Origin of the sequence: Azospirillum brasilense (assembly GCF_001315015.1) — a bacterium.
Classification (GTDB): Bacteria; Pseudomonadota; Alphaproteobacteria; order Azospirillales; family Azospirillaceae; genus Azospirillum; species Azospirillum brasilense.
The window spans coordinates 392,990-402,500 of record NZ_CP012917.1; the positions used below are offsets into that span (position 1 = coordinate 392,990).

Annotated in this window: 10 protein-coding genes (1 of these 10 only partly in view); 3 read left to right on the forward strand and 7 right to left on the reverse strand. The window is 67.8% G+C overall.

Annotated elements, in window-relative coordinates:
• Nucleotides 1–119 precede the first annotated feature (119 nt).
• The 4 genes from AMK58_RS26670 to AMK58_RS26685 form a co-directional block, all read right to left on the reverse strand.
• On the reverse strand, nucleotides 120–1,055 hold the full coding sequence (locus AMK58_RS26670; RefSeq protein WP_372712406.1) for a BMP family protein: 936 nt from the start codon (nucleotides 1,053–1,055) through the stop codon (nucleotides 120–122).
• 230 nt (nucleotides 1,056–1,285) lie between these two features.
• Complete coding sequence (upp, locus tag AMK58_RS26675; protein WP_035673377.1) at nucleotides 1,286–1,921, reverse strand: uracil phosphoribosyltransferase; 636 nt, start codon at nucleotides 1,919–1,921, stop codon at nucleotides 1,286–1,288.
• Nucleotides 1,922–1,950: 29 nt separating this feature from the next.
• Nucleotides 1,951–3,159, reverse strand: a complete 1,209-nt coding sequence (locus tag AMK58_RS26680; protein WP_035673379.1) for a URC4/urg3 family protein — start codon at nucleotides 3,157–3,159, stop codon at nucleotides 1,951–1,953.
• Nucleotides 3,156–4,418, reverse strand: a complete 1,263-nt coding sequence (locus AMK58_RS26685; protein WP_035673382.1) for a GTP cyclohydrolase II — start codon at nucleotides 4,416–4,418, stop codon at nucleotides 3,156–3,158. The genes AMK58_RS26680 and AMK58_RS26685 overlap by 4 nt, the downstream gene beginning before the upstream one ends.
• A gap of 251 nt (nucleotides 4,419–4,669) precedes the next feature.
• Between AMK58_RS26685 and AMK58_RS26690 the strand changes: the two genes are divergently transcribed.
• Nucleotides 4,670–5,008 (forward strand): hypothetical protein, encoded by a 339-nt coding sequence (locus AMK58_RS26690; RefSeq protein ID WP_079285403.1) that lies wholly within the window; start codon nucleotides 4,670–4,672, stop codon nucleotides 5,006–5,008.
• A 70-nt stretch (nucleotides 5,009–5,078) separates the two neighbouring features.
• Here the strand turns inward: AMK58_RS26690 and AMK58_RS26695 are convergent, their stop codons facing one another.
• Complete coding sequence (locus AMK58_RS26695) at nucleotides 5,079–5,480, reverse strand: hypothetical protein (RefSeq protein WP_035673386.1); 402 nt, start codon at nucleotides 5,478–5,480, stop codon at nucleotides 5,079–5,081.
• 387 nt (nucleotides 5,481–5,867) lie between these two features.
• Between AMK58_RS26695 and AMK58_RS26700 the strand changes: the two genes are divergently transcribed.
• A complete protein-coding gene (locus AMK58_RS26700) occupies nucleotides 5,868–7,937 on the forward strand; it encodes a cellulase family glycosylhydrolase (protein ID WP_035673388.1) in 2,070 nt (689 codons plus the stop codon).
• 81 nt (nucleotides 7,938–8,018) lie between these two features.
• Here AMK58_RS26700 and AMK58_RS26705 read toward each other — a convergent pair whose 3' ends face one another.
• Entirely contained in the window at nucleotides 8,019–8,363 is a 345-nt protein-coding gene (locus AMK58_RS26705) for a hypothetical protein (protein ID WP_236778356.1), read from the reverse strand.
• Nucleotides 8,364–8,501: 138 nt separating this feature from the next.
• Nucleotides 8,502–8,927: a hypothetical protein gene (locus AMK58_RS26710; RefSeq protein WP_051140214.1), complete on the reverse strand. Its 426-nt coding sequence runs from the start codon at nucleotides 8,925–8,927 to the stop codon at nucleotides 8,502–8,504.
• 262 nt (nucleotides 8,928–9,189) lie between these two features.
• Between AMK58_RS26710 and AMK58_RS26715 the strand changes: the two genes are divergently transcribed.
• Nucleotides 9,190–9,511, forward strand: partial view of a hypothetical protein gene (locus AMK58_RS26715; RefSeq protein ID WP_035673391.1) — the 5' portion only. The gene runs 56 nt beyond the window's last position; 322 of the gene's 378 nt are visible here — the first part of the coding sequence; the start codon lies at nucleotides 9,190–9,192; its stop codon lies off the right edge, out of view.

Genomic DNA, 9,511 nt, shown 5'->3' on the forward strand with positions numbered 1-9,511 from the left:
CGCATCTCGGCACGTCCGGCAAAAGCGCAACCCCCTCACCGGCCCTTCGGGCCACCCTCTCCCCGGAGGGGAGAGGGTTCGATGGCCTCCCTCCCCGGAGGGGAGAAGGAGTTAGGAAGTCACATCGTCGACTTGGGCTCGTTGTCGTTCACCTTCACGGTGAACTTGCCGTCGAGGATCTCCTGCTCGCGGGCCTTCACCTTGGCCACCACATCGGCGGGAACCTTGCCCTCGAAGGTGCCGAGCGGGGCGAGGCTGGAGCCCTTGTGGACCATCTGGCTGTAGGGGCCGTAATCCTCGGCCTTGTAGCTGCCGGCCTTCACCGCGGCGATGGCGCGGTCGACCGACGGCTCCATGTGCCAGAGCGCGCTGGCGACCACGGTCTCCGGATACTGCGGCTGGGTGTTGATGACGTTGCCGATGGCCAGGACCTTGCGCTCCTTGGCGGCGTCGGACACGCCGAAGCGCTCGGCGTACATCACGTCGGCGCCGCGGTCGATCATCGCGAAGGCGGCCTCCTTGGCCTTCGGCGGGTCGAACCAGGAGCCGATGAAGCTGACCATGAACTTCACGTTCGGGTTCACCTCCTTGGCGCCCTCCATGAAGGCGTTCATCAGGCGGTTCACCTCCGGGATCGGGTAGCCGCCGACCATGCCGATGACGTTCGACTTGGACACCGCACCCGCGATCATGCCGGTCAGATAGGCCGGCTCCTGGATGTAGTTGTCGAAGACCGAGAAGTTCGGCTCCTGCGGCTTGAAGCTGGAGCCCATGACGAAGGCGGTCTTGGGATAGTCCTTCGCGACCGCGCGGGCCGCGCGCTCGACGCCGAAGACCTCGCCGAAGACGAGCTGCTGGCCGCCTTCGGCGTACTGGCGCATCACGCGCTCATAGTCGGTGTTGGCGACCGACTCGGCCCAGACATACTCGATCTCGCCGCGGGCCTCGGCGGCCTTCAGGGCGGTGTGGATGCGGCTGACCCACTGCTGCTCGATCGGCACCGTGTAGATGCCGGCGACCTTGACCTTCGACTGGGCCCAGGCGGGCAGAGCCATCGCCGCGATGGCGGCGGCCGCCGCACCGCACAGGACGGCGCGCCGCGCCACGCCGAATACGTTCCCCCTAATCACATTCCCCATGAAAACCCCCTCCGTCTGCTTTGCTGTTTCAGCTCAGAAATGCAGCAGAGGCGTTGCAACGGCAATGCCATTCCGTGCGCGTCAGCCCTGCTGCGGCTCTCACGGGTCGGCAGGGTGGCATGTGACCAAAAGGGCGGCAACGATTCTCAGCGGGTGCCGTAAAGCCGGTCGCCCGCGTCGCCCAGGCCGGGCAGGATGTAGCCGTTCTCGTCCAGCCGCTCGTCCACCGCGGCGGTGAAGACCGGCACGTCGGGGTGCGCGTCGTGGAAGGTGCGCAGGCCCTCCGGGGCGGCCACCAGGACGGCCAGCTTGATCGAGGCCGCACCCGCGTCCTTCAGCCGGTGCACCGCTGCGACGGCCGTGTGGCCGGTGGCGAGCATGGGATCGACCAGGATGACCAGCCGTTCTTCGATGTCCTCCGGCACCTTGAAGAAATACTCGACGGGGGTCAGCGTCTCCTGGTCGCGGTAGAGGCCGATGTGCCCGATGCGGGCCGACGGCAGCAGCGTGCGCATGCCGTCGAGCAGCCCTTGCCCGGCCCGCAGGATGGAGACGAGGCACAGTTTCTTGCCGGTCAGCAGCGGCGCGTCGAAGGTTGCCAGCGGCGTCTCCACCGGGCGGTCCTCCAGGGGAAGGTCGCGCGTCAGCTCATAGCCCATCAGCTGCGACACCTCCCGCATCACCTCGTGGAACCGGGCGGTGGGGGTCTCCCGCCGCCGCAGAAGGGTCAGCTTGTGCTGGACCAGAGGGTGGTCGATGACGGTGAGTGTCGGAATGGGCATGGGAGACCCTGCGGGTGGTTGGCGTCACATCAGAAGACGGTTCCGTCGCTGCGGATGCGGATCGGCGGGCCGCCGCCGGGGCGGCGTTCGCGGGCGATCCGGCGTCCGGCGGTCCAGGTCCCGCCCTGGAGAACCTTGGCGAGCGGGAAGCTCTCCGCGGGCACGCCCAGCCGGGCGCGCACGTCGTCGGCGAGACGGTCGAGCAGGGCCACGGTCAGGGCGCGCCACTCCACCACCGCCTCGTCCCCCACCTCCAGCGCGTCGGTGAGGAGGCGTGGGTCCTTCGGCACCAGAACGCCGCTGTCCACCAGAAGCCCGCCGTTGCGGTATTCCGGCAGGCCGGTCAGCCGGTCCAGGCCGGTGACGGCGATGCCCGCTCCCTCCAGCGGCTCGACCAGAGAGTAGCTGAGCCATTGCGACAGCTTGTGGAAGGGGACGATGCCGACCGCCGAATGGGTCCAGCTGTCGCCCAGATTGACACCACCGCGCTCGATCCGGCCCGGCCAGATCGGCCCCAGCCCGCGCAGCACCGCGTCGAGGATGGCGGAGGCGGGAAGTGTCCCGTCCACGTCCTGCGCCTTCAGCGCGTCGTAGAGGGTGCCGACCCGCCCCGGCGTGCCGAACAGGTCAGGCGCGGCGGTCAGCGCGCTTCCCAGACGGCGCAGCAGGGCGGCGCGCCCCTCCAATCCGACCAGCGGGTTGTCCGGCCCGGCTTGGAAGCCACGGGCGAGCGCCGTCTCGGTCATGGCGGACAGGGCCGCCGCGTCGGCGCGCAGAGGGGCGTGGACTGGATCGTCGGCAAAGCCGCCGGAGCGGAACAGGTCGAAGCTGGCGATGGCCAACCCTTCGGAGCGGGCCAGCTCCACCCCCGCGGCGTCGCGGTAGCGCCAACGGTCGCCCGCCCCTGCGTCGAGCAGAACGCTGGTCACCGCGAGGTCGAAGCGGATGCGCGCGATCTCGTCGGCGTCCACCGTCAGCCCGGCGGCAAGCGTTGCCCAGCGGTCCTCGCCTGCCACCACGAGATGCCGCCAGCGGCTGTGGTAGGGAACGTCGAGGTCCGGATAGGACTCCCGCGTCACCGCGGCGACCAAGGCGGCCGCCTCTTCCATCCGCTCTGGGCGAAACGCGAAATGGGCGAGGTCGCCGCACTCGGCCTTTGCCAGGATCGCGTGGGCGCGCTGGCGCACCGCGTCGGCGGAGAGCAGCCACCCCACATCATCGTCACTGACGGCGCTCAATCGGTCAGCCCCCGGCCCTTGGCGACGGTCAACTCCTCCGCGGTCGGCACGGCGGGGGTGAAGTAGCCGGCGGCCTTCTTGGCGTCCATCTCCACCTTGGCGTCGTCGGGGATCAGCTCCTCGGGGATCGGGATCTGCTCGACGATCTCGATCCCGGCGCGGCGGATGGCGTCGGACTTCATGTTGCTCATCGACACCATGCGGTCGATGCGGGTGACGCCCAGCCAGTGGAAGACGTCGGGCATCAGCTCCTGGAAGCGCATGTCCTGGACGCCGGCCACACACTCCGTCCGCTCGAAATAGGCCTCCGCCCGGTCGCCGCCGGGCTGGCGCTTGCGCGCGTTGTAGACCAGGAACTTGGTCACCTCGCCCAGCGCGCGCCCTTCCTTGCGGTTGTAGATGACCAGTCCGGCGCCGTTCTCCTGCGCGGTACGGATGCACTCCTCGACGCCGTGGGTCAGGTAGGGCCGGCAGGTGCAGATGTCGGAGCCGAAGACGTCCGAGCCGTTGCACTCGTCATGGACCCGGCAGGCGACCTTGCGCGCCGGGTCGGTCAGCGCCGCCACGTCGCCCAGGATGTAGATGGTCAGCCCGTTGATCGGCGGCAGGAAGACCTTCAGGTCGGGGCGGGTCACCAGCTCCGGGAACATGCTGCCGGTGTGCTCGAACAGGCCGCGGCGCAGAGCGCTTTCGGTGATGCCGAAGCGCTTGGCGATGCCGGGGAGGAACCACACCGGTTCGATGGCGACCTTGGTCACGCGGGCGTCGCCGCTGGGCAGCAGGATCTGGCCGTCCGCCGCCAGCCGCCCGGCCCGCATGGCATCCACCAGCTCCGGCATCTTGATGCGGGCCTTGGTCACGGCGATGGTCGGCCGCACGTCCACGCCGCGCGCGAGATGCTCGCCGAAGGCCTCGCTGACCATGTGGCCGAAGGGGTCGATGGAGACGATCTTCTCCGGGTCGCTCCATTGCGGGTGCGGGCCGATGGGCTCCGCCGGGGCGGTGTTGGTCAGGTCCGGCACGTGATAGGCGCTGAGCTGCCCCGCCGCGACGGCGAGCGCCCGGTAGACGGCGTAGCTGCCGGCGTGGGCGCCGATGGCGTTGCGCTGCGCCGGGTCGGAGAGGGAGGCGACGACCGGACCGCGCTCCGCGGCGGTGGGGGCGCCCCAGTGGACCGGGGTGTAGCGCGGCTTGGCGCCGCCGGTCGGGTGCGAGGCGAGAACGATGTGACGTTGCGGCTGGTTGCGGCGGCTTTCCATACGGACGCTCCCGATGCCATTCACCATGCGACAGTGTGACACAGTTTCGGCGCCTGCGAACACCAAATCGAATGGCGGCAACCTCTGACGTTCGTTCGGTTTTCGACCCGCCATTTCCGCCGGGGGGCACCCCTTTCGGGGAATAAGGGGTGCCCGAAATTTGTCCCAGCGCGGATGGTTGGAGCCAGAGCTTAGGCGCACGATCTGCTGTTAGGATCGGGTCAACCGATCGCAGAAAAAGGATGCAGGGAATGTCCGTCCACTCAGGCGCGGGCCATTCAGGCAATGGTGGTTTCGGCAAGCGTAGTTGGGGGGTGGCGCTGGGAAGCTTGGTGCTGACCGTCGCGCTGGCCGCTCCGGCCATGGCCGATGACCACAAGCATTGGCGCAAGCATAAGCACAAGCATCACCACCGCGGCCATGGCCCTGTGGTGATCTATGAGCCGCCCCCGCCGGTCGTGGTGATGCGCCGTCCGCCGCCGGTCTACTACGCCCCGGCCCCGCGCGTGGTCTACGCACCGCCGCCTCCGCCGGTCTATTACGCGCCCGCCCCGGGCCTCAGCGTCCAGATGAACATCCCGCTGCGCTGAGTCCGCCGTCCTGCGGAAGGCGGCCCGCGACCGGGCGCGCCTTCACCGCAGGGCTTTCACTGGAGGATCGTCACCGCAGGACGCGGCACGGATCCACGATCAGCATGTCCACCGGCTCGTCCTCGCCCTTGGCGGGCATGTCCTCGTGCTTGGGGATCAGCAGGCAGCGCCCGTCCTGAAGCAGGACGGCCTTGACCCGGAACCACATCGTCTTCGGGTTGCTGCCGAAGGTGATTTCAAACGAATCGCCCGCCGCGATGCGAGCGGGCACCGGCACGTTGCCGTACTCACGGCAGGTGTGGGTGAACACCCAGTTGCGGCACAGCTTGAAGGTGGCCGACCCGTTGGTGGTCACCAGCGACACGCTCTGCCCAACGGCGGGAGCCTGTGCCGCCTGAACCGGTGCGCCGGCAAGCGTGGTTGCCAAAGCCGCCGTGCAAAGCACCGCCACCATCCTCATGCCCGTCATCATCCACCATCCGTCGTGGCGCACAGTGTAGCACGCGCGGCCTCGCCCACGGGTTGACACTTCGGAAGGGCGGACTCCGCGCCGGCTCGCACCACGCTGTCCATACCGGGACGATGGGGGCATCCCGGATGTGAACCGGTTGGCCTCCCGCCTGTGACCAGACTGGGGCACGGGCGCCGAACGGTCCTGCGCGATGGCGGCGGCGGTGTTCCCGGCGCGTCCCCGGCAAACCCAGGGCTGGCCTGCTGTTGCGCCGCCGCATCAGGCAATGCCTGCGGCCAGCCGCTCCTATTTGCCACAAATAGTTAATTCATTTTAAAGGAATTGTTAGTATCTCGTTAACCAACTGAAGTCACGGTCTGGCCATCGAAACCGCAATGGAATAGACAAATGGCGACGACCTCCACTGGTTTGACCAAGTCCAAAATCGTCGTAAACGCCTATGGCACCTCTTCAGACGCTGTGAATCCTCACTTTCGTCTGATGATCGACGGCAAGGATGTTGGTCAGGCGTCGGTGGGCTCGGCCGAGCCGAAAGCCTATACATTCGACGTTGACGTTTCCTCTGGCCAGGCACATAAAGTCCAGGTTGTTTATGACAACGACGATGTGAACGCCGGGTCGAACCGCGACCTGGGCATCACGTCCATCGTCATCAACGGCCACATGCTGAGCCCGACCGACGCGAGCTACGAGCGGCACGACGATGCCGGCGGGACCATGGCCGGCCAGGAAGGCCTGTGGTGGAACGGTGCGCTGAGCTTCTCCACCCCGGCGTCGCTCTACGGTGCCACGCCCGACACGGCCACTTCCGGCAGCACCCCCGCCGCGCCGGAGGCCGGCAGCGTAGCCACGGGCGGCAGCGACGCCTCCGCCGCCACCGGCTCCTCGACCATCACGATCAACGCTCGCGGCGCCGCCGCGGCGGGCCAGAACGCGCACTTCACGGTGCTGGCGGACGGCAAGACGATCGGCGAGGGCACGGCCGGCACGGAGTCGAAGGACTTCTCCTTCAAGACCGATCTGGCCGCCGACCAGGCGCACAAGATCCAGGTCCAGTACGACAACGACGCCACGGTGAATGGCCAGGACCGCAACCTGCATGTCGGCAGCGTGACCATCAACGGCCACGAATACGCCCCGACCGACTCCGCGGTCAGCTACGACAAGGGCGCGTTCGACGGCAAGGACGTCATCAAGGGGCAGGCCGACCTGTGGTGGAACGGCACGCTGGTGGTCGAGGCCGACAAGGGCCTGTTCACCGCCGAGTCCGCCTCCGCGCCCTCCACGGGCCCGAGCACGACTCCGACCACGCCGACCGCCCCGGTGACCACCCCCTCCACCGACAGCGGCGCCGGGTCAAGCAACGGCTACCTGCACACCGATGGCAGCCAGATCGTCGACAGCGCCGGCAACAACGTGAAGCTGACCGGCGTCAACTGGTTCGGCGCGGAGGGTTATGCCTTCGCCCCGCAGGGCTTGTGGCAGGACAGCTACAAGAACATCATGAACCAGATGCAGGACCAGGGGTTCAACACCATCCGCCTGCCCTGGTCGGACGCCATGCTCGATAACGGCCGCATGCCCACGGGCATCGACTATTCGAAGAATCCGGAGCTTCAGGGCAAGACCAGCCTCGAGGTGTTCGACAAGATCATCGAGTACGCCGATCAGACCGGCATGAAGATCATCCTCGACCATCACCGCTCCGGCGACGGCGCGTCGGCCAACGAGAACGGGCTCTGGTACACCAGCCAGTATCCGGAATCGAAGATGATCGAAAACTGGAAGATGCTGGCCCAGCGCTACGCCGACAACCCGTCGGTCGTCGCCGCCGACCTGCACAACGAGCCGCACGGCCAGGCCACCTGGGGCGACGGCAACCAGGCCACCGACTGGAAGGCCGCGGCGGAGCGCATCGGCAACGCCGTCCAATCGGTCAACCCGAACTGGCTGCTGATCGTCGAGGGCGTCGAGAACTCGTCCGAGGGCACCTACTGGTGGGGCGGCAACCTGGACGGCGTGAAGACCGACCCGGTCGACTTCAACATCGACAACAAGCTGGTCTATTCCGTCCACGACTACCCGCCGTCAATGGCCGGCTTCGGCTGGTTCAACGACCCCAGCTATCCGAACAACATGAAGGACATCTGGACGGACGCCTGGGGCTGGATCGTCCAGAAGGACATCGCGCCGGTTCTGGTCGGCGAGTTCGGCACCAAGCTGGAGACCAGCCAGGACAAGCAATGGCTCGACGCCATGGTCAAGTACATGGACGGCGACTACAACGGCGACGGCAAGTCCGACCTGGCGGCGGGCGATCAGGGCGTCAGCTTCACCTATTGGGCCTGGAGCCCCGGCTCGGGCGACACCGGCGGCATCATGACCGACGACTGGGCAGTGAACACGGCGAAGATGCACGCCATCGAGCCGGCCCTGTTCGACGGCACCATCGCCTGATCGCACACGTGGTCCGTTGAGGAATTGCCCGGCATCGGAGGATCTCCGGCGCCGGGCTTCTCCCGTTTGCCGGCGCCGCCGTTACGCCGAGGCCGCTCCGCGTGGGCGGAACAGCGCTTCCGCCTCGGCCCGCGGGTCGCGGAAGAGGCTGGCCGGTTGTCCCGGACGGCCGCCGCCGGCCAGGATGGCGACCGTCTCGGCCAGCCACAGATAGGGCCCGCTGCGCCCGGCTTCGGGAAGGCGGGACAGGTCGCGCAGGTAATTGCCGACCGCCTGGGTCAGCGCCTGCTCGCCCGTGGCGCCCTGCACCCGTCCGGCGGCGGCGGCGAAGCGGCGGCGTTCCTCCGCGTCCGTCTTCACCCGTTCCTCCACGGCCTTCAGAAGCGCCGCCCGGGTGCGGGGACCGTTCAGCAGGTTCAGAGCCATCACGACGGGATCGACCGGCCTCGCGGGGCGCGAAGCGGAGTCCCCCACCGTACGCCGCGGCTCGGCCCCGCGGCGCGTCGAATGTCCGTTCTGCATGGAATGTTTGGCTTTCTTTCCCCGGAAGGGCCGAGCAGCCCTTCAGATGGTGTAGGTTCCCTCGAACAGGTCGCCGAGCGCGAGGCGCATCAGGGACCGGGTCCGGGTGACGCGCCGATGCTCGTCGCGCGCGGTGACCATATGACAACGCCGGCACAGCCATCGCCGTTCCATCGCGTTCTCGGCCATCGCCTTCTCGGCGGACCGTTCGATCGCCGCGGCGCGACGGTATTGTCCGACGATGCTGCGCGAGGTCCGGACCCCGGCATACTCGACCACGTCCGGCCAGGGGGCCGGGTCGCCTGCGTCGCTGAACCAGAGTCCGTCGGGCGACAGCCAGCGGCCGTCCGGCAGGCAGCGCAACGTATGGCCGTGCGGACGCCCGCAATGCTCGCACCGCGGAGCGGCCGGGCTGGGGGCGATGGAACGGTCCTGATGTTCGGCGGGACGGTCGATGAGGCGGGCCATTCTGACCAGGGATGGTGGCTGCGAACAAAACCAAAACCGAATCTAGCGCATCGCACGGTCCGTGGGAATCCCCAACGATGGCCCGCCCGCGGTAATTCTTCGATCGCAGGTTATGACGAAAGCCGTGTGCATCGCCGCCTCGGCACCTTGTGCGGGACCCGGTCGCCGCTTTTGCAAGCCGGTGGGGCCGGAGGGAGCATTTTGCCTCTGGTTCCCGTGCGCCACTGCCTATACGCTGTCAGACAAATCGGAGCTATAGGTCATGGAAAAGGTAACAGTGCCGCAGAATTCGGCCGCGCCCGTCACCGGCAATTCCACCGGCGGTGGTGTGAAACAGCGCGTAGACTTCGAACTGAATGGCGTCCGCATCGTCGCTTTCCTGGACAGCGACCAGCCCACCCAGCCCGGCGGCATCATGTGGCCGCAGGTTGCCGAGTCCTACGCCGCGGAGCAGGGGATCGGCATGAGCGACGCCCGCTGGTACAGCGTGCAGCCCTACCGCTTCGCGAACGGGCGCCCCAACGTCAACGAATACCGCCCCAACGGCCAGACCTGGAAGTTCGAGACCAACCTGAACACGGCGG